The sequence below is a fragment of the Streptomyces sp. DT224 genome (assembly GCF_049844595.1).
Taxonomy (GTDB): domain Bacteria; phylum Actinomycetota; class Actinomycetes; order Streptomycetales; family Streptomycetaceae; genus Streptomyces.
On record NZ_JBNCLI010000007.1, the window covers coordinates 463,487 to 483,142 of the forward strand.

Consider the following 19,656-nt stretch of genomic DNA (forward strand, 5'->3'; position numbering starts at 1 on the left):
TCTCCTCGACGTGGTACGGGGGGTGTGCGGGGCCGGACTGGCCGCTGGGGGACGGCCCGTCCGGCGGGTGGGGGTGGAGGGCGGAAGGTCAGCCGCGCCAGACGTCCGAGGACAGCGTGACCCTGCCGGAGGACGGCACCGTGGCCGTGCGGTTGGCACCGCTCTCCCAGGTCACGTTGCCGTTCGTGTCCTTGCGGATGTACTTGTACTCGAACGTGGTGCCCGCGGGCAGGTTCACGTCGAGCTTCCAGACCGGGTACGTCGCCGGGTCCAGCTTCGGCGCGCTGCCGGTGTTCCAGTTGCCGAGGGCGGGCTGGTTGCCGGTGACGTAGATGTTCTGGCCGGGCTGGGTGGTGGCGTTGACGCCGAAGGAGGCGCCGGGGGTGCCCGTCTCCGTGCCGGGGCCGGTCGGGTCGGTGGAGCCGCCGCCGCAGGTGCGGGCGCCGGTGTGCAGGGCGAGCGCCGTGCCGGCGCCGAGGGTCGCGGTGAACTGGCCGGAGCCGTTGACCGTGACGCCCTTGCCGGACTGGACGTCGCAGTAGTCGCCGGCGGGCAGCGAGGTCTGGAACGTGCGCGTCAGCGAGGAGCCCTCGTGGTTGATCGCCACGTACGCCTTGGAGCCGCGCCCGAACGCGATCCGGTCGCCGCCGTCGTCCCACCAGTTGGTGACGGCCTCACCGCGCGCGGTGTTGCGGAAGCCGACCATGGAGGAGATCTCGCGCCAGGCGTGCTGGCACTTCCAGCCGTCGCTGTAGCAGGCGTTCACCGTGCCGCCGTTGGGCGGGCCGGCGTCCTTGTCGGACCACTCGTAGCCGGAGTGCACGTCGGGCGAGCCGTAGGGCCAGGCCAGCATGAACACGCTGGCGAGCGTGTAGTCGGCGCCGTCCTTGTAGTTCAGCGTGTCGCCGCCCCGCTCGGTGTCGTGGTTGTCGACGAACACCGCGGCCTTCGAGGACGGCATGAAGCCCCAGCCCTCGCCGAAGTTCTTCAGGTTGGCGAGGTTCTCGTTGTTGAACACCTGCTTGAGACCGCGGGCGTAGCGGAACTCCTGGACGTCACCCGTCCCGGCGTACTCGTCGGGTGAGACGGCCTCGCCGGCTCCGTAGATCGCCTCCTGCTTCCAGTAGACGCCCGGGTTGCTCAGCCGGGACTTGATGGGGGCGAGGTCACCGGCGGGCATGTGCTTGGCCGCGTCGATGCGGAATCCGTCGACGCCGAGCGAGAGCAGGTCGTTGAGGTAACCGGCGATCTTCCCGCGTACGTAGTCCTCGCCGGTGTCCAGGTCGGCGAGCCCGACCAGCTCGCAGTTCTGGACGTTGGCGCGGTCGCCGTAGTTGCTGATCTGGGCGGTGCAGTCGTCCATGTCGGCCGAGGAGTAGAGCCCGGGGTAGTTGTACTTGGTGTACGAGGTGCCGCCCGTGCCGGTGCCCGAACCGCTGGTCATGTGGTTGATGACCGAGTCCGCGACGACCTTGACGCCCGCGCTGTGGCAGGTGTTCACCATGTTGGCGAAGGACGTACGGTCTCCGAGCCGCCCGGCGATCTTGTAGCTGACCGGCTGGTACGAGGTCCACCACTGGCTGCCCTGGATGTGCTCCTGGGGCGGCGAGACCTGGACGAAGCCGTATCCGGCCGGGCCGAGGGTGTCCGTACACGCCTTGGCGACGGAGTCGAACTTCCACTCGAAGAGGACGGCGGTGACGTCCTTCGTGCCCGGGGCGGACGCCTCGGCCGTCGTGGCGGGGACCACGAGGGCGGCGGCTCCCGCGACGAGGGCGAGCGCGGCAGACAGGGGTCTGCTGGCCATGTTTTCCTCCTGCTGTGGGGGAAATGCGGGTGACGGTTCGGAGGGTGCCGGGTTGCCTCGGACCGGGCGGACGCGGCCTGGCACGCACGCTTCCGGCGTTGTCGTCGGTCGCCAACGCTCCGCGTTGACTCCCTCCTCCGCCTTGGAATCGCACGCACCAGACCGCGTCCGCTATCCGATCCGAGACAACCCGGCACCCTCAGCCCTTACGGCAACGCGCCCTGCCCTCAAGGCTCCTGAAGGTTCTTGCTGCAAGAATGCAAACCTTGCCGCAGCGAGACCGTACGAGCCCGGCAGGTCCCGGTCAACCCTTTGGACACCGCCCGCTCACATCCACGAAATACTGCGGATTTCTTCCTGCAAGGCCTTACGCAAGACATTGCAGCCCTGTTACGTTTCTCCCGACTCCGGTCCGGTCGGCCGGGGGTCCCGATACCCGGGCCCCACGCGCCCGGCCGGCCGGGCCGGTCAGACATGAGAGGCACCGGCAGTCACACCTCCCCGCCGGCCCGACCGGGCCGACTGCCGGTGCCTCTCCTGCGACCACCCGCCCCGGGCGACGGGTCGTCCCCGGACCACGATGAGGCTCGCGCCATGTGGCCAGGAGAACAGTCGTCCCCCGATCAGCCGAACACGCCGGGCGCTCACCGCAGTTCGCCTCCGGCGCAGCCCGGCCGGGGCAGCCCCGATTGGCACGCGGAGCCCACGGTCGGCATCAACGCCCCCGAACCGCCCCACCCCGGCCGGAACCGGACCACGGTCACCGTGGTGGCCGCCTGCGCGGCGGTCGTCGTGGCCTGCGCGGCGGTGGGCTACCTGGCACTCCGCGACGGCGGGAACGATGAGGCCGGTCCTCGGCCGACGCCCACCGCGAGCGCGTCCGCGCGGGCCGATGGCACGGACCGGGGCGCCGGAGGCGGCGGCTCGGACCCGCTCGTCCCCGGCTGGAACACGGTGGTCAACGCCAAGCGCGGCATCACCTTCGACGTGCCCGCCTCCTGGGAGCGCCAGTCCGCGGACTGGGTGAGCTACGTCTCGGAGAACGACGACCCCGAGGATAAGCCGCTGGCCGCGATGATGGCCCCGGCGGTCCTCAAGGAGAAGTGGTGCACGTCCGACGACGACAAGGACGGCACCCCCGAGGAGAGTTCGCTCGCCTCCGTCGGCACCACCGGGGAGCAGGGCGCCAAGAGCGCGGCCGAAGCCGCCGAGGACACCGCCGAGACCTGGGTCTACGGCCTCTACACCCAGCCCGACCGCTCGCGCCTCACGGTCGGTGAGCCCGAGTCGTTCCGGACGAAGTCGGGCGTCGAAGGCAGCCTCGTGACCGTCACTTCGTCCGGGGCGCCGAAGAAGGGCAAGTGCGACACCGACGGCAAGGCGGTGACCTTCGCCTTCAAGAACGCGGAGGGCAAGTTCGTCTCGTGGACCTACGTCGGAGCGCACGGCGTCCAGGACGAGGTACCCGACGCCACGATCCGCCAGATCCTCGGGACCGTACGCCTCTTCAACGAGGGCGACGGCGCGGGCTGACCCGCCCCGACCGGTACGCACGACACGACACGACCAAGGATCACGCCATGCAGACCGGTCGGCCCCTGACCAAGCGCGGACGTGTCTTCGTCCGCATCGCTGTCGTCTTCGTCCTGCTCGTCTCGCTCGGCGGTGGCCTCGGCCTGGCCGCCGAGGGCATCGAGGGCCGGGCCGCGTTGCGCGACGGCCCCGTCGGATCGCTGGCGCCCGCCGATCGCACGTGCGGCAAGGAGTCCTGCTCCTGGACGGGCACCTTCACCAGCACCGACGGCTCCGTCACCGCGCGCAACGTCGAGCTGAGGGATGCCGTCGACGTACGCCGCGGTGACCCCGCGCCCGCCCGGATCGACGGCGTCCGGCTCGCCGAGGACGCCGGCGCCGCCTACACCGCCGACTACGGCTGGCACGGGCCCGTCGTGAAGGGCTCCGTCCTCGCCCTCGTGGGCCTGGCCGTCGCGACCGGCCTGGTCCTGATGCTGCGCCGGCAGCGCACCGCCGCCCCCGGACACGCGTGAGGGCCAAGTCCCCCCTCCGGACCCGGCCCCCTCGGCCGCCCGCTCACGCGCTCCGCAGCGCCGCCGTGGACCCCCGGACCACCAGCTCCGGCTGGAACACGTACTCCGTGCGCTGGACGGGGCTGCCGCCGATCTCCTCCAGCAGCGCGCCCACCGCGGCCGCCGCCATCGCCTGGACCGGCTGGCGGACCGTGGTCAGCGGCGGGTCGGTGAACGCGATGAGCTGCGAGTCGTCGAAGCCCACCACGGACACGTCGCGCGGCACGTCGAGCCCGCGGTCCCGGGCCGCGCGGACCACGCCCAGCGCCATCAGGTCGCTGCCGCAGACGATGCCGGTGCACCCGCGGTCCAGCAGCGCGCCCGCCGCCACCTGGCCGCCCTCGACGCTGAACAGCGTGGAGCAGACGAGGAGTTCGGCGTCCACGCGGTCCAGGCCGAGCACGGAGACCGCGGCGTCCACGAAACCGTCCCGCTTCCGGCGGGAGGGGACGTAGCGCTGCGGCCCTATGGCCAGGCCCACCCGGCGGTGGCCGAGTTCGGCGAGATGGCTCACGGCCATCCGCACGGCGGCGGTGTCGTCGGGCGAGACGAACGGGGCGCTGATCCGCTCGTTGTACCCGTTGATCAGGACGAACGGCACCCCGCGCTCGGACAGCGCGGCGTAGCGCGCCGGGTCGGCCGAGGTGTCGGCGTGCAGCCCGGACAGGAAGACGATCCCGCCGACGCCGCGCTCGACCAGCTGCTCGACCAGCTCGTCCTCGGTGGCGCCGCCGGGCAACTGGGTGCAGAGCACCGGTGTGTAGCCGTGCCCGGCGAGCACCTGCTCCACGGACTGGGCGAACGCCGGGAAGATCGGGTTGGTCAGCTCGGGGGTGACAAGACCGATCAGCCCGGCGCTGCGCTGCCGCAGCCGCACGGGCCGTTCATAGCCCAGGATGTCGAGCGCCGCGAGCACCCGCTGACGCGTGGTGTCCGCGACGCCCGGCTTGCCGTTGAGGACCCGGCTGACGGTCGCCTCGCTGACGGACGCCTGGCCGGCGATGTCCGACAGCCGCAGCGCACCGCCCGCGCCGGGGCCCCTCGGCAGGGGGACGGTCGTCACACCGTCCACCACACCGTGGTGTCCGCGGGCAGCTCCACCGTGTCGCCGTCGGCCTCGACCGGCGCGCTGGCCAGCAGGACCGTGCCCGGCACGGGGATGCGGACCGGGGCGCCCGTGGTGTTGACGGTGCAGACGAACCCGGGGCGGGCGAACGCGAGCAGCCCCTCCGGAACGTCCAGCCAGCGCACCTCGGCGCCCGCGCCGAGCCCGGGGTGCGCCCGGCGGGCGGCGATGGCGGCCCGGTACAGCTCCAAGGTGGAGCCGGCCGCACCGGTCTGCGCCTCGACGCTCAGCTCGCCCCAGCCGGTGGGCTGCGGGAGCCAGCTGCCGCCCGCGCCGAAGCCGTACGAGGAGCCCTCGCGGGTCCACGGGATCGGGACGCGGCAGCCGTCGCGGAAGCCGTCCTGGCCCTCGGCCCGGAAGAACGACGGGTCCTGGCGGGCCTCGTCGGGCAGGTCGGTGACGTCGGGCAGGCCGAGCTCCTCGCCCTGGTAGACGTAGGCGGAGCCGGGCAGCGCCAGCATCAGCAGGCTCGCCGCGCGGGCCCGGCGCAGGCCGAGTTCGCGGTCGCCGGGGGTGCGGATCTGGGTGCCGAGGCCCGCCGGGTTGGCGAACCGGGTGGCGTGCCGGGTGACGTCGTGGTTGGAGAGCACCCAGGTGGTGGGGGCGCCGACCGGCCGCATGGCGTCGAGCGAGGTGTCGATGACCTCGCGGAGCGCGGCGGCGTCCCAGGCGGTGGCCAGGTACTGGAAGTTGAACGCCTGGTGCATCTCGTCGGGGCGCACGTAGTTGGCGGTGCGCTCGACGGTCGGCGTCCACGCCTCCGCGACGGCGATCCTGTCACCGGGGTACTCGTCCAGGATGGTGCGCCAGCTGCGGTAGATCTCATGCACCCCGTCCTGGTCGAAGAACGGCATGACATCGTTTCCGAGCAGCTTCAGCTGGTCGTGGGTGCCGAGGTCCGGCAGCCCCTCGGCCTTGACCAGGCCGTGCGCGACGTCCACGCGGAACCCGTCGACGCCCATGTCGAGCCAGAAGCGCAGGATCGAGCGGAACTCGTCGGCGACCGCCGGGTGCTCCCAGTTGAAGTCGGGCTGCTCGGGCGCGAAGAGGTGGAGGTACCACTCGCCGGGGGTGCCGTCCGGATCGGTCGTGCGGGTCCAGGCGGGGCCGCCGAAGATGGACTCCCAGTCGTTGGGCGGGAGTTCGCCCGATGTGCCCTTGCCGGGGCGGAAGTGGTAGCGGTCGCGCAGTGCGGAGCCGGGGCCCTCGGCGAGAGCGCGCTTGAACCACTCGTGCTGGTCGGACGAGTGGTTGGGCACCAGGTCGACGATGATCCGCAGGCCCAGGCCGTGGGCGTCGCGGATCAGCGCGTCGGCGTCGAGCAGGCTGCCGAACATCGGGTCGATGGCCCGGTAGTCGGCGACGTCGTACCCGGCGTCGGCCTGCGGGGACGCGTAGAACGGGCTGAGCCAGACCGCGTCGACACCGAGGTCCTTGAGGTACGGGAGTCTGCCGCGTACGCCTGCGAGATCGCCCATGCCGTCGCCGTCGCCGTCGGCGAAGCTGCGCGGATAGACCTGGTAGATCACCGCGTCCTGCCACCAGCCGGTGCGGTGGCCGGCGGCGTCGTCGGACGTACCGGTGGAGGGGGCAGCGAGGTGCTGGGTCATGTCGTCCCTGGAGTGTCTGGGTGGGGGGTGGCGCCGGGACCGGGTCGGGATTCCGGCGCCACCGTGACTGGTGCGTGCGGTCGTGGGGGCGTGCGGGGGGCGTCTTGCCGGTCAGGGGCGGATAGGCCGCGGCGTCTGGTGCGGTGCATCGCAAGGCGCCGGGGCGTCCTCATCGCGGAGCGATCAGGGCGGTTCGGCAACGCGGCGAGGTGCCGTGCCAGGCGTCGCGGACCCGGCCCTGACCGGCAAGACACCCCCTAGCCCTTGACGGCTCCGGCGGACATGCCGGTGACGAGGTGCTTCTGCGCGAACAGGAACACCAGGGCCGCGGGTATCGCGATCAGTACGGACGCGGCGGTCATCGGGCCCCACTGGGCGCCGTACTGGTTGACGAACAGCTGGAGGCCGCCCGCGAGGGTGAGGTTGTCCTCGCCGACCATGAAGGCGGAGGCGTACGCCACCTCGCCCCAGGCGGTGATGAAGGAGTAGAACGCGGTGACCGCGAGGCCCGGCTTGGCCAGCGGCAGGATGAGCCGCCAGAACGTGCCGAACGGGGTGAGTCCGTCGACCTGCCCGGACTCGTCGATCTCGCGCGGGATGGTGTCGAAGAAGCCCTTCATCATCCAGGCGCAGAACGGCACCGAGATGGTCAGGTACGTGATGACGAGACCGGCGGGCTTGTTGAGCAGCCCCATGCCCGCCATGATGTTGTAGATCGGCACGATGAGGACGGCGACCGGGAACATCTGGGTGATCAGCAGCGTCCACATCAGCCCGCGCTTGCCGGGGAACCGGAAGCGGCTGACGGCATAGCCGGTGGAGGCCGAGACGATCACGCCGATGAGCGTGGTGAGGCCCGCGACGACCAGCGAGTTGCCGAACCAGGTCAGGAACTTCGTGTCCTTGATGAGGTTCGTGTAGTTCTCGAACGTCGTTTCCTTGAAGAAGTCCGTGGTGGTGGCGAGTTCGGCGGGCTTCAGCGAGGTGAGCAGGACCCACAGCACGGGGAAGACGGCGATCACGGACGCGACGATCAGCGTCAGGTGCAGTGCGGTGGAGGCCAGCGGCGAGCGCTCGCCGCGCAGCCGGACCTTTTCCGGGCGCGGCGCGGAGTGCCGCGCGGCGGGGGTGGGTGCGGTGGTCACCAGTCGTCTCCCTGGGTGCGCAGGACTCGCCGGTAGACCGCGGCGAAGATCAGCAGGAGTACGAGGATCAGCACGCCCCACGTGGAGGACTGCGCGAAGTCGCGCGGGCTGATCTCGAAGGAGAACTTGTACGCCTGGGTGACCAGGATCTGGGTGGCTTCGCCGGGTCCGCCGCGGGTGAGCAGGAAGATCACCGGGAACATGTTGAAGGTCCAGATGGTGGAGAGCAGGATGACGGTCGTGGAGACCGGCCGCAGTCCGGGCAGCGTGACGTGGCGGAAGCGCTGCCAGGCGGTGGCGCCGTCCATCTCCGCGGCCTCGTACTGCTCGCTGGGGATGGACTGGAGGCCGCCGAGCAGGGCGACCATCATGAACGGCACGCCGAGCCACACGTTGACGACGATGACGGAGACCTTGGCGATGGTCGGGTCGCCCAGCCAGTCGATCCCGTCGATGCCGCCGCCGGCGAGGATCTTGTTGAGCAGCCCGCGGTCCTGGTTGTAGAGGAAGCGCCAGGCGAAGACGGAGACGAAGCCGGGGATGGCCCAGGGCAGGATGAGCGCCATCCGGTAGGCGGAGCGGCCGGCGATCTTCCGGTTGAGGATGTTGGCCAGGGCCATGCCGAGGCCGAAGGTGATGGCCACGCAGGAGACCGTCCACACCAGGGTCCACCCGAGTGTGCCGAGGAACTGGTTGCCGGTGAGCGCGTCGGCGTAGTTGTCCAGGCCGACGAACTCGTACGTGGCGGGCAGGTGGTTGACACCGATGGACCGCGCGACGTTGCGCTCGTTGGCGTCGGTCAGCGACAGGTAGATGCCGCGGACCAGGGGGTAACCGATGATCACGCCGATCACGACGACGACCGGAGCCACCATCGTCCAGGCGTACCAGTGCGTCGACAGGGCCCGCCGTATCCGTCCCGGCGGCGGGGGGTTACCAGTTCCGCGGCTCCGGCCGCGGGCGACGTCGTCGCCCGCGGCCTTCACCACCGACTGGCTGGTGTGGACAGCCATCAGCCGGCCTGCCTTCCTGAGTTACTTCCAGCCCTTGAGGAGCTTGCGGTAGGAGTCGCCGGTCGCCTTGACCGCCTTCTCCGGGGTCGTCTGACCGGTGAGGACCTTGGTGTACTCGGTGACGAGCGGCGCGAAGAGGCTGCCGGTCTCCGGGATCCACGGGCGCTCGACGGCGCTCTCGACGACCGGCTTGAAGAAGCCGACGATCTCGTTGTTGACGACCGGCTCCTCGGCGTAGGCGGAGGTACGGGTCGGCAGGAGGTTCAGCTCCTTGGTGACCTGGGCCTGCGTCTTGACGGAGGTCATGTAGTCGACGAAGGCGTAGGAGGCGTCCAGGTTCTTGGAACCGGCGTAGACGGCCAGGTTGTGACCGCCCTGCGGGGCGCCCTGCGCGGCGGAGCCGGACGGGACCGGGGCGACGCCCAGGTTGGCCTTGTCCTTGAACTCCTTGCCGGTGTAGGTGTCGGCGACGGCCCACGGGCCGTTGATCATCATCGCGACGTCGCCGTTCTTGAACGACGCCTGCATGTTCTCCCAGCCGTCCGTGGCGTCCGTCTTGGCGGCACCCGAGTCGACCAGGTCCTTGACGACCTTCATGGCCTTGACGCCGGCGGCGTCGTCGATGGTGACCTTCTTGTCGGCCGCGTTGACCATGTCGCCGCCCTCGCCGTAGAGGAAGGGCAGGAACCAGTAGGCGTCGTCGCCGCGCAGGTAGAAGCCGGTCTTGCCGGTCTTCGCCTTGATCTTCTTGGAGACGGTCTTCAGCTCGTCGATGGTGGTGGGGACCTCGACGCCGGCCTCCTTGAACATCTTCTTGTTGTAGAAGATGCCCATGGAGTCGATGACCTGCGGCACCGCGTACGTCTTGCCGTTGTACTCGGTGGACGCGGCGGCCTGCTTCAGGAAGTCGTCCTGCTTCTGCAGGGCGGAGGTGCCGTCCAGCGGGGCCAGGTAGCCGAGGTCCGCGAACTCGGGGGTCCAGGCGACCTCGGAGCGGATCACGTCGGGGGCGCCGGAGCCGGCCTGCGCCGCGTTCTTGAACTTGTTCTGCGCATCGCCGAAGGGCACGTTGACGTACTTGACGTCGACCTTCGGGTGCAGCTTCTCGAAGCCCTCGGCGATCTTCTTGAAGACCTTGTCCTCGCTGCCCGCGGTGGAGGTGTCCCACCACGTCACGGTGCCGGAGAGCTCGCCGGAGCCCTTGGAGGTGCCGTTGCCGCCGGAACTGTCGTCATCGCTGCCGCAGGCGGTCGCCGCGAGCGCCAGGGCCGCGACCAGGGCGGTGGCCGTTATGCCACGTCGCATCTGAACTCCTTCAACTGCCGTACCGCTCCGTCGCGGCGCCGGGTCGACGTGAACGTAACAAGGATGAAAGACGACCGAAAGAGTTTGCGGAAGATTTCTGCAAGCTCCGACGATCGTTACATTGGCGTGTCCGCAAGGTTGCCGTCAAGCCACTTGACGAAACTTCCCGACCCCTGCCACAGAGGGCCCACGAGCCCCGATTCCGCAGTGCGACGATCTGACCGCAGCCGGCAAACGGGCTCCGCAAGACCTTGCAAGACGTTGCCGCCGGATGCGTCGGGGCGCCGCTCCGGCCGCCCCGGGGCGGCCGGTCCCGCCCGATTCCTGTGCATGGTGGGCAATCCGACCCGCTCCCGGTACAGTCCATTGCCATGACCGCACGGCTTGCCGATATCGCAACTCAGGCGGGGGTCAGCGAAGCGACGGTCAGCCGCGTACTGAACGGCAAGCCCGGGGTAGCCGCTGCCACCCGCGAATCCGTACTCGCCGCTCTCGACGTACTCGGCTACGAACGGCCCGTACGGCTGCGCAGGCGCAGCGCGGGGCTCGTCGGCCTGATCACGCCCGAGCTGGAGAACCCGATCTTCCCGGCGCTCGCCCAGGTCATCGGGCAGGCACTGACCCGGCAGGGCTACACCCCGGTCCTCGCGACCCAGACCCCGGGCGGCTCCACCGAGGACGAGCTGACCGAGATGCTGGTCGACCGGGGCGTCTCCGGGATCATCTTCGTCTCCGGGCTGCACGCCGACACCTCCGCCGACATGGGGCGTTACGAGCAACTGCGCGCCCAGGGCGTCCCCTTCGTCCTGGTCAACGGCTTCTCGGCCAAGGTGCAGGCACCTTTCATCTCGCCGGACGACCGGGCCGCGATGCGGCTGGCGGTGACGCATCTGGTGTCGCTGGGACACACCCGGATCGGCCTCGCGGTCGGCCCGAAGCGCTTCGTGCCGGTGCTCCGCAAGATCGAGGGCTTCCACGCCACGATGCGCGAGCAGTTGAACCTGACGGCGGACGAGGTCGAGGAGCTGATCCAGCACTCCCTCTACACGCTGGAGGGCGGCCAGGCCGCCGCCTCCGCGCTGATGGAACGGGGCTGCACGGCGGTGGTGTGCGCGAGCGACATGATGGCGCTGGGCGCGATCAGGGCCGCCCGCCGGCTCTCCCGCGAGGTCCCGCGCGACCTGTCGGTGGTGGGATACGACGACTCGCCGCTCATAGCGTTCACCGATCCGCCGCTGACCACGATCCGCCAGCCGGTGACGGCGATGGGCCAGGCCGCGGTGCGCACGCTCCTGGAGGAGATCGGCGGCACGCCCGCGCCGCACAGCGAGTTCGTCTTCATGCCGGAACTGGTGGTGCGCGGCTCCACCGCGGCCGGCCCCGGCCAGGACACGGCCGCCCCCGCCACGGTTCCAGGATCGCACGCGAGGGCATAACCGGCCCGTCGCACACCCCTGGGCCCTCCCGCCGCACATGCAACTCGCGCTCCGCCGGAGGATCATCGGGCAGAGAAGGCAAATCTGGCAGACTCTGTGCCTATGGGTGAATTGAGCGTGAAACGACAGGAAGGCCGTACGGAGGCCACCCCGTCACCCATCGTGAACGAGGCGGCTCCCGAGGCGAACACCAAGCAGTCCGGTCGCGGGCACGGACTCGGCAGAGCGCTCGACAGACCACTCGATCACGTCGCGTCCCGGCTGCGCTCCCCACGGTCGCCCCGGCGGCCCCGCCTCTGGTTCGAAATCCTGCTCGTCGCGGTGAGTTACTGGGTGTACTCGCTGGTGCGCAACGCGGTGCCGGAGCAGAAGGCCGCCGCCCTCGCCAACGCGGACTGGCTGTGGTCGGTCGAACGCTTCCTCGGCATCGCGGTCGAGCAGTCGGTCAACCACGCGGTGAACTCGGCGACATGGCTCATCGTGTCGATGAACTACTACTACGCGACGCTGCACTTCATCGTCACGATCAGTGTGCTCGTATGGTTGTTCCGCCGGCATCCGGGCCGGTACGCGGCGGCCAGGCTGGCCCTGTTCGCCACCACGGCCGTCGCGCTCCTCGGCTACTACCTGTACCCGCTGGCCCCGCCCCGCCTGATGAACGGCGGCCACTTCATCGACACGGTCCTGGTCCACCAGACCTGGGGTTCGATGGCGTCGGGCAACTTCAAGGCCATGTCCAACCAGTACGCGGCCATGCCGTCGATGCACATCGGCTGGTCCCTCTGGTGCGGTCTCACCGTCTTCGCCCTGGCCTCCGCCCCCTGGGCGCGCATCCTGGGGCTGCTGTACCCCGCGATCACCCTGATGGTGATCGTGTCGACGGCGAACCACTTCTGGCTGGACGCGGTGGGCGGCATGGCCTGCCTGGCGTTCGGCTACGCGGTGTCGTACGCGTGGTACGGGTCGCTGCCGCACCGGCTGCCGAAGCGGATCCCGCCGAAGGCGGGCCGCCCTCGCCTCAGCGCGCTCGGCGCGCAACGCAGGGAACCGGCCCCCACCCGCAACTGACCCGGGGCTCCGCCCCGGACCCCGCTCCTCAATCGCCGGAGGGGCTTGAAGTTGGCGCGGGTCGGATGCCGCCTGCGGGAGCAAACCACCTTTTCCCCGCAGGCGAAGGCCGGGGAGCGGCAGATCGAGCCCCTCCGGCGATTGAGGAGCGGGGTGTGGGGCAGCGCCCCACAAGGGCTCAGCCCCCGTAGAACCGCTCCTCGACGACACCCCGCGCCCGCCGCGTCACCCGACGGTAGTCGTCCAGCATGTCCCCGACGTGCCCCTCCTCGTACCCCAGGTACCGCCCCACCGCGCTGAGCTCGCGCGGGACCGAGGGGAACGTGTCGCCCGGGCGTCCCCGTACGAGCATCACCGCGTTGCGGACCCTCGTCGCCAGGACCCACGCCTCGTCCAGGGTCTGGGCGTCGTCCTCGGAGATCAGGTCCGCCGCGCGCGCCGCGGCCAGCGCCGCGCGGGTGCGGGTGGTCCGCAGGCCGGGCACCTCGTGGCCGTGGCGCATCTGCATCAGCTGGACCGTCCACTCGACGTCGCTCAGCCCGCCGCGCCCCAGTTTCGTGTGGAGCGTCGGGTCCGCGCCGCGCGGCAGCCGCTCCGACTCCATCCGGGCCTTGAGCCGCCGGATCTCGCGGACGGCGTCCTCCCCCAGCCCGTCCGCCGGGTACCGCAGGGGGTCGATCAGCTCCACGAACTGCGCGCCCAGGTCCAGGTCTCCGGCCATCGGCTCGGCCCGCAGCAGGGCCTGGCTCTCCCAGCCCAGGGACCAGCGCCGGTAGTACGCGCCGTACGACTTCAGGGTGCGTACGAGGGGCCCGTTCTTGCCCTCGGGGCGCAGGTCGGGGTCGATGAGGAGCGGCGGGTCCGCGGTGGGCAGCTGGAGGAGGCGCCGCATCTCGGAGACCACCCGGTTCGCCGCCCGGCCCGCCTCCTGCTCGTCCACGCCCTCACGCGGTTCGTGCACGAAGAGGACGTCCGCGTCGGAGCCGTATCCCAGCTCGTGCCCGCCGAACCGCCCCATGCCGATGACGGCGAACCGGGTCGGCAGGGTGTCGCCCCACTCCGCGCGCACGGCGGCCCGCAGCGCACCGGCGATGGTGACGGCGTTCAGGTCCGTGACGGCGCTGCCGACCCGGTCCACGAGCGCGCCGGGGTCGGGCTCGGCGGGGCTCTCCTCCGTACCGTACGAGCCGATGAGGTCGGCGGCCGTCGTGCGGAACAGCTCGCGCCTGCGCACCCCGCGCACCACCGCGACGGCCGTCTCCGCGTCGTCCGCGCGGCCGACGGCGGCCAGCACCTCCTGCTCCAGGTGCTCCCGGCTGCGCGGGGCGAGGCCCTGCGGGTCGCCGAGGATGGAGACGGCCTCGGGGGCGCGCAGCAGCAGGTCCGGGGCGAGCCGGCCGGCCGACAGGACCCGGGCGAGGTTCTCGGCGGCGGCCCCCTCGTCGCGCAGGAGCCGCAGGTACCACGGGGTCTTGCCCAGCGCGTCGGACACCTTGCGGAAGCCGAGGAGCCCGGCGTCCGGATCGGCGGAGTCCGCGAACCAGCCGAGGAGCACGGGCAGCAGGGTGCGCTGAATGGCGGCCTTGCGGGAGACCCCGGACGACAGCGCCTCCAGGTGCCGGAGGGCGGCGGCCGGGTCCTCGTAGCCGAGGGCGACGAGCCGGGCGGTGGCGGCCTTGGTGCTGAGCCGGGACTCGCCGGGCGCGAGCTGGGCGACGGCGTCCAGCAGCGGCCGGTAGAACAGCTTCTCGTGCAGCCGGCGCACGACGGAGGCGTGCCGCCGCCACGCCTGGTTCAGCTCGGCGATGGGGTCGGTGCGCAGCCCCAGGGAGCGGCCGAGGCGCCGCAGGTCGGGCTCCTCGTCGGGGACGAGGTGGGTGCGGCGCAGCCGGTAGAGCTGGATGCGGTGCTCCATGGCGCGCAGGAAGCGGTAGGCGTCGTCCAGCTGTACGGCGTCGACGCGCCCCACGTAGCCGCCCTCGGCGAGCGCCCCCAGCGCCTCCAGGGTCGATCCGCTGCGCAGGGCGGGGTCGCTGCGGCCGTGCACGAGCTGGAGGAGCTGTACGGCGAACTCTACGTCCCGCAGTCCGCCGGGGCCGAGCTTCAGCTCCCGGTCGACGCGGTCGGCCGGGATGGTGTCCACGACGCGGCGGCGCATCTTCTGGACGTCGGGGACGAAGTTCTCCCGGTCCGCGGCCTGCCAGACGAGCGGCGAGACGGCCTCGACGTACTCCTCGCCGAGCGCCCGGTCGCCGGCCACCGGGCGGGCCTTCAGCAGCGCCTGGAACTCCCAGGTCTTGGCCCAGCGCTGGTAGTACGCGAGGTGCGAGGAGAGCGTGCGGACGAGGGGGCCGTTGCGGCCCTCGGGGCGGAGGTTGGCGTCGACGGGCCAGATGGTGCCCTCGACGGTGGTGTCGGAGCAGATCCGCATGAGGTGCGAGGCGAGCCGGGTCGCGGCCTGCATGGCCTTGCTCTCCTCGGCGCCGTCGGCGGGCTCGGCGACGAAGATGACGTCCACGTCGGACACGTAGTTCAGCTCGTGCCCGCCGCACTTGCCCATCGCGACGACCGCGAGCCTGCACTGCGCGGCGTCCTCGGGGGCGGCGGCCGAGGCGATACGGAGAGCGGCGCGCAGGGTCGCGGTGGCGAGGTCGGCCAGCTCGGCGGCGGTCTCGGCGACGTCGGTCGTGCCGCAGACGTCCCGGGCGGCGATGGACAGCAGGCACCGCCGGTAGCCGACGCGCAGGGCGTCCGGATCGTCCGCCCCGGCCAGCTCCCCCTCGAACTCGGCGATCCCGGGGTGCAGGTCGGCGGCCTCGTACGTGACGAGGGCCTGCCAGTCGCGCGGGTGCCGGGCCAGGTGGTCGCCGAGCGCCTCGGACGCGCCGAGCACCCCGAGCAGCCGGTCCCGCAGCGGCTTGGCGGTGACGAGGGTGTCCAGCAGGATCTGCCGCTCCCCCGCCTCCTCCGCCTCGACCAGCCGGACGAGGCCGCGCAGCGCGAGGTCAGGGTCGGCGGTGGCCCCGAGCGCGTCGAGGAGCACGGAGTCGGAGCGTACGGACGAGAAGTCCGGCAGGTCGAGCAGCCGCTCGGCGGCGGACGGGTCCGTGAAACCGTGCCGCAGCAGTCGGGTGAACGTACTGCTCCTGCGCCCCGGCACCATGGTCATCCCGCGCTCTCCCGCTCGCCGCCCGATCAGCTCCCAGCCTTCGGAGTTTAGGCGGTACGGGCGCGGGGAGCGGGGAGCGGCCGGGTCACGACGTTCCGGGCGGTACCGGAAGCGTGCCGGTGACGACGGTCGCGTACCGCTCCTCGCAGGAGACGACGCGCGCGGCGAGCCCGCCGTCCGCCAGGACCTTCTCCGCGGCCTCGGCCTGCCGCTCGCTCGTCTCGACGAGGAGGCTGCCGCCCGGGGCGAGCCAGCCGGGCGCCTGGGCGGCGACCCGGCGCAGGACGTCGAGACCGTCGCCGCCGCCGTCGAGCGCGACGAGCGGTTCGTGGACGCGGGCCTCGGCGGGGAGGAGGGCGACGTCGCCGCTCGGGACGTACGGCACGTTGGCGAGGAGCACGTCGACGCGCCCGCGCAGGGTGCCGGGCAGGGGCGCGAAGAGGTCGCCCTCGTACACCTGCCCCCGGTCCCCGATGTTGCGCCGGGCGCAGCGTACGGCGGCGGGCTCGACGTCGGCGGCGTGGAGCTCGACCCGGTCCAGGGCGGCGGCGAGCGCGGCGCCGAGCGCCCCGGACCCGCAGCACAGGTCGACCACGACGGCCGGGTCCGGGGCGAGGGCGACGGCGCGGTCGATCAGGAACTCGGTGCGGCGGCGGGGGACGAAGACGCCGGGGTCGACGGCGATCCGCAGCCCGGCGAACTCGGCCCAGCCGAGGACGTGTTCCAGGGGGTGCCCGGCGGCGCGCCGTTCGGCCATGGCGGCGACCTGGGCGCGATCGGCGGCGGTGGCGGCGATGAGCCCGGCCTCGTCCTCGGCGAAGACGCAGCCGGCGGCGCGGAGGGTCGCGGCGAGGGAGGAGAGGTCGGACGGTGACAGGGGGACCGGCATGGTGCGGAGCCTTTCGGAGGAACGCCGAGGGGTGCTCCGCGGCCGGTCAGGTCCGGTCGGCCACGCGTTCGCGGGAGGGGAGCACCCGGGTCGATACAGCGGTGATGGGTCCCACCTCCTTGGTCATGTCCCCGTGCGGGGATGCGAAAGACTACCTCAGGTCTCGGCCCCGCCCGGGCCGGTGGTCGTTGCCGCCGTTGCCGAAGCCGTTGCGGACGGCGTCCGCCCGGTTCGCGGCGCGGATGCGGCGTATCCCACTGGCAGTCCTCCCCCCTTCCCCCTGGTCCCGTCCATTGCGGGGCAGGGGGCGCCCTCAGCGGAACTCGTGAACCACCTGGATCCCGCCCACGATGTGCGCGTTGAACTCGTCCAAGTCCTCTGCCGGGACCCATCGTTCCAGGATCGTCTGTCCACCCGCCTGCTGAACGGGATACCGGCTGAGGAACTCGGTCTCGACCTCGAACCGGGTGACGTAGCCGACGCCGCTGTGCTTGACGTTCCAGTCCCTCGCGATCCGGATCGCGTAGTCCTCGTTGAGGACCGGGTAGAAGATCGGCTGCTCGGGGAGGCGAGGGGGCCAGGCGCGCCAGTCCAGGTCGCGCACCAGCGCCAGTTCCTCGGGCCCGGTGGGACGCCACAGGGTGGTCGTGGCCTGCCGACTGATCACGAGGCCCCCTCTGCCCTGTCCCGCCGGATCGCCAGCACCTTCCGGGTCCACCGCGTCTCGGGGTCGTCCTCGCCCAGCACGCGCACCATGTCGGCCAGGACCTCTTCGTACGCGCCCAGGGCGCCGGCCTTGTCTCCGGCATCCCATATGTGGCCGGCATGGTTGAAGCGCGTGACGAGCACCTGCGGGTGGTCCGCGCCCAGCGCGTCCGCCCGGGCAGCCAGCAACCGTGCGTGAACCTCCAGCGCACCGGCCGCGTCACCCAGTTCACGCAGCCGATGAGCCTCGAACCGGAGGTCGGCGGTCTCCGGCGCCTCCTGGCGCACCACCTGGTCCCGGACGTCGAGTTCCCGGTTCGCCCGGGCCACCCAGCCCCCCCGCCACCGCCTGCGCACCACCTCGGCAGCGCACCCGACGGCCAGCAGGGCCGCGGCGGCCTTCCATCCCCGTGACATACGCGTCCTCCCGGTCACACCGACGTTTACGGTATCGACGGCCCACACGGGTGTCCGGGTTCCCGCAGCCCCGGTCCACTCTGCTCGGCCGCCGCTACACCACGGGCGACGGCACGGCCTCGATGGCCTCGAAGATGTCGGCGTCGGTCTCCCTCTGCCACTCCGGCAACGCGTCCCAGTCGGCGACGTAACCGGGCTTCGGCTCCTCGAAGTGCCGGTACATCTGCGCCGTCCAGCACAGCGCGACGAACCGCCCCTTCTGCTCCCGCGAGAGCCGCGCCACGTGCCCGCCGCTCACCTCGACGAACTGCCGCACCTGCGCGTACACGGCCCCTGCCGCGTCCCGCTCCCACTGCGGGGTCTCCTCCCACGGCGTGACGTACCCGGCCTTCGGCTCCCCGGGAAAGTACCGCCGCACACCGGCGATCCAACTCTCCCGAAACAGCCGCGCACCTTCGGCCTGCGACACAACTACCCCTCCTTCGCGCTGTTTTCAGCGCACTGAGCGAACGCCCTGCCATCGTGCGTGCGCACCTGCGGCGCACCGTCGAGCAAGGCGTCGGCGACCCGGACCGCGTAGACCTCGGCCATTCGGGCCGCGACCTCGTCCGGGGTCAGCCACTCGACCGCGGTTGATTCGTCGGACAGTTGCTCGCAGCCTCCCTCGGTCCGGCAGCGGAAGACCAGAGCGACGATGCCTCGCGACGTGTTCTTGTAAACCCCGGTCAGCCGGTCGACCCGCACCTTCAGGCCGGTCTCCTCGTAGACCTCACGCCTGACGCCGTCTTCCGGCGCCTCGGCCAGTTCGAGCACACCACCGGGCGGTTCCCACGTCCCGTTGTCGGCTCGTCTGATCGCGAGTACGCGGCCGTCCTCCCGGACGACGACTCCGGCCACGGACACGGAGTGAAGCGGCGTTGACGGGCTCTCTCGGCGGATGTTACTCATGTACATGAGGATAGGAGACTCAGAAGGACCATGACGGGCAGCGACGTAACCTCTTCGGCCAAGGCGAAGTATCTTCAGATCGCCGACGACCTCACGGCACAGATCCGGTCCGGCATGCTGGCAGCCGGGGACCCTGTGCCGAGCGAAACAACCCTCATGGAGCGTTACGGGGTCGCCTCGGGAACCGTACGCAAGGCGGTCGCGGAACTGCGAGCTACGCAGTTGATCGAGACCCACCACGGGCGCGGCTCGTTCGTCCGTTCCCGGCCGCCCGTGCAGCGCAAGTCCTCCGACCGGTTCCGCCGCATACACCGGAGGGCGGGCAAGGCCGCTTACCTCGCCGAAGCGGAGCAGTCCGGCGGCAAGCCCTCCGTGGCCGTGCTCTTCATCGGCCCGGCCGAGGCCCCCGAGGAGATCGCGAAACGGCTGGGCGTGCCCGCCGGTTCCCAAGTACTCGCACGCAAGCGCCGATACTTCCGCGAGGGCATCGCGACCGAGGAGGCCACCTCCTACCTGCCCTGGGACATCGCGAAGGACATCCCGGAGCTGTTCGCCGAGAACCCCGGTGGCGGCGGGATCTACGCACGCCTCGAAGAGAACGGCCACACCCTCGCGCAGTTCAGCGAAACCGTCCGCGCCCGCCTCGCCACCAAGAGCGAGGCATCCGCGCTGTCACTCAGCCCGGGATCCCCGGTCGTCCACCTCGTGCGCGAGGCCGCAACGACGTCCGGCCGGATCGTGGAAGTGTGCGACACGCTCATGGCCGCCGACCAGTTCGTCCTGGAGTACCGCTTCCCGGCCGAGGACTGAGGCCCCGTCAGCCACAAGCGCTTCCGTGAGCGTTGAGGCGAAGACAGCCGCTTGACTCATGTACAGAAGTCAGGCATTGTCATCCACGTCACTCATGTACATGAGTGCATGACATTTGCTC

17 protein-coding genes are annotated in these 19,656 nt (G+C 71.2%); 5 read left to right on the forward strand and 12 right to left on the reverse strand.

Features of this window, described 5'->3' with window-relative positions; genetic code table 11:
• Positions 1-88: 88 nt before the first annotated feature.
• Positions 89-1,807 carry a carbohydrate-binding module family 20 domain-containing protein gene (locus ACLQ2N_RS20340; protein WP_425814931.1) on the reverse strand — a complete coding sequence of 573 codons (1,719 nt, stop codon included), beginning with the start codon at positions 1,805-1,807 and terminating at the stop codon, positions 89-91.
• Positions 1,808-2,521: 714 nt separating this feature from the next.
• On the opposite strand from ACLQ2N_RS20340, the gene ACLQ2N_RS20345 reads away from it, so the two are divergent.
• On the forward strand, positions 2,522-3,340 hold the full coding sequence (locus ACLQ2N_RS20345) for a hypothetical protein (RefSeq protein ID WP_425815052.1): 819 nt from the start codon (positions 2,522-2,524) through the stop codon (positions 3,338-3,340).
• Between the two features lie 47 nt (positions 3,341-3,387).
• Positions 3,388-3,855 carry a hypothetical protein gene (locus ACLQ2N_RS20350; RefSeq protein ID WP_425814933.1) on the forward strand — a complete coding sequence of 156 codons (468 nt, stop codon included), beginning with the start codon at positions 3,388-3,390 and terminating at the stop codon, positions 3,853-3,855.
• Between the two features lie 43 nt (positions 3,856-3,898).
• On the opposite strand, the gene ACLQ2N_RS20355 is transcribed toward ACLQ2N_RS20350, so the two are convergent.
• From ACLQ2N_RS20355 to ACLQ2N_RS20375, 5 genes are all read right to left on the reverse strand, one after another.
• Positions 3,899-4,969 carry a LacI family DNA-binding transcriptional regulator gene (locus ACLQ2N_RS20355; protein WP_425814935.1) on the reverse strand — a complete coding sequence of 357 codons (1,071 nt, stop codon included), beginning with the start codon at positions 4,967-4,969 and terminating at the stop codon, positions 3,899-3,901.
• On the reverse strand, positions 4,954-6,630 hold the full coding sequence (locus ACLQ2N_RS20360; protein WP_425814937.1) for an alpha-amylase family glycosyl hydrolase: 1,677 nt from the start codon (positions 6,628-6,630) through the stop codon (positions 4,954-4,956). Before ACLQ2N_RS20360 ends, ACLQ2N_RS20355 begins: the two co-directional genes overlap by 16 nt.
• 257 nt (positions 6,631-6,887) lie before the next feature.
• Positions 6,888-7,778, reverse strand: coding sequence for a sugar ABC transporter permease (locus ACLQ2N_RS20365; protein ID WP_425815054.1), 891 nt, complete (start codon positions 7,776-7,778; stop codon positions 6,888-6,890).
• Positions 7,772-8,788: a carbohydrate ABC transporter permease gene (locus ACLQ2N_RS20370; RefSeq protein WP_361019025.1), complete on the reverse strand. Its 1,017-nt coding sequence runs from the start codon at positions 8,786-8,788 to the stop codon at positions 7,772-7,774. The genes ACLQ2N_RS20365 and ACLQ2N_RS20370 overlap by 7 nt, the downstream gene beginning before the upstream one ends.
• Positions 8,789-8,809: 21 nt before the next feature.
• Entirely contained in the window at positions 8,810-10,093 is a 1,284-nt protein-coding gene (locus ACLQ2N_RS20375) for an extracellular solute-binding protein (RefSeq protein ID WP_425814940.1), read from the reverse strand.
• Positions 10,094-10,464: 371 nt separating this feature from the next.
• On the opposite strand from ACLQ2N_RS20375, the gene ACLQ2N_RS20380 reads away from it, so the two are divergent.
• Positions 10,465-11,529 carry a LacI family DNA-binding transcriptional regulator gene (locus tag ACLQ2N_RS20380; RefSeq protein WP_425814942.1) on the forward strand — a complete coding sequence of 355 codons (1,065 nt, stop codon included), beginning with the start codon at positions 10,465-10,467 and terminating at the stop codon, positions 11,527-11,529.
• A 162-nt stretch (positions 11,530-11,691) separates the two neighbouring features.
• Entirely contained in the window at positions 11,692-12,597 is a 906-nt protein-coding gene (locus ACLQ2N_RS20385; RefSeq protein ID WP_425815056.1) for a phosphatase PAP2 family protein, read from the forward strand.
• Between the two features lie 178 nt (positions 12,598-12,775).
• Here ACLQ2N_RS20385 and ACLQ2N_RS20390 read toward each other — a convergent pair whose 3' ends face one another.
• The 6 genes from ACLQ2N_RS20390 to ACLQ2N_RS20415 all read right to left on the reverse strand — a co-directional run bounded on the left by ACLQ2N_RS20390 (position 12,776) and on the right by ACLQ2N_RS20415 (position 18,737).
• Positions 12,776-15,766 (reverse strand): bifunctional [glutamine synthetase] adenylyltransferase/[glutamine synthetase]-adenylyl-L-tyrosine phosphorylase, encoded by a 2,991-nt coding sequence (locus ACLQ2N_RS20390; protein WP_425814944.1) that lies wholly within the window; start codon positions 15,764-15,766, stop codon positions 12,776-12,778.
• Between the two features lie 85 nt (positions 15,767-15,851).
• Positions 15,852-16,655 carry a putative protein N(5)-glutamine methyltransferase gene (locus ACLQ2N_RS20395; protein WP_425814946.1) on the reverse strand — a complete coding sequence of 268 codons (804 nt, stop codon included), beginning with the start codon at positions 16,653-16,655 and terminating at the stop codon, positions 15,852-15,854.
• Between the two features lie 313 nt (positions 16,656-16,968).
• Entirely contained in the window at positions 16,969-17,322 is a 354-nt protein-coding gene (locus ACLQ2N_RS20400; RefSeq protein ID WP_425814948.1) for a hypothetical protein, read from the reverse strand.
• Complete coding sequence (locus ACLQ2N_RS20405; protein ID WP_425814950.1) at positions 17,319-17,777, reverse strand: tetratricopeptide repeat protein; 459 nt, start codon at positions 17,775-17,777, stop codon at positions 17,319-17,321. Before ACLQ2N_RS20405 ends, ACLQ2N_RS20400 begins: the two co-directional genes overlap by 4 nt.
• Before the next feature lie 94 nt (positions 17,778-17,871).
• Positions 17,872-18,246 (reverse strand): hypothetical protein, encoded by a 375-nt coding sequence (locus ACLQ2N_RS20410; protein ID WP_425814952.1) that lies wholly within the window; start codon positions 18,244-18,246, stop codon positions 17,872-17,874.
• 2 nt (positions 18,247-18,248) lie between these two features.
• The gene (locus ACLQ2N_RS20415; RefSeq protein WP_425815058.1) at positions 18,249-18,737 is read right to left on the reverse strand and encodes an NUDIX domain-containing protein; all 489 of its coding nucleotides are present in this window, start codon (positions 18,735-18,737) and stop codon (positions 18,249-18,251) included.
• An 18-nt stretch (positions 18,738-18,755) separates the two neighbouring features.
• Here ACLQ2N_RS20415 and ACLQ2N_RS20420 point away from each other — a divergent pair, with 18 nt between their 5' ends.
• Entirely contained in the window at positions 18,756-19,535 is a 780-nt protein-coding gene (locus ACLQ2N_RS20420) for a GntR family transcriptional regulator (protein ID WP_425814954.1), read from the forward strand.
• The last annotated feature ends 121 nt before the right edge of the window (positions 19,536-19,656 follow it).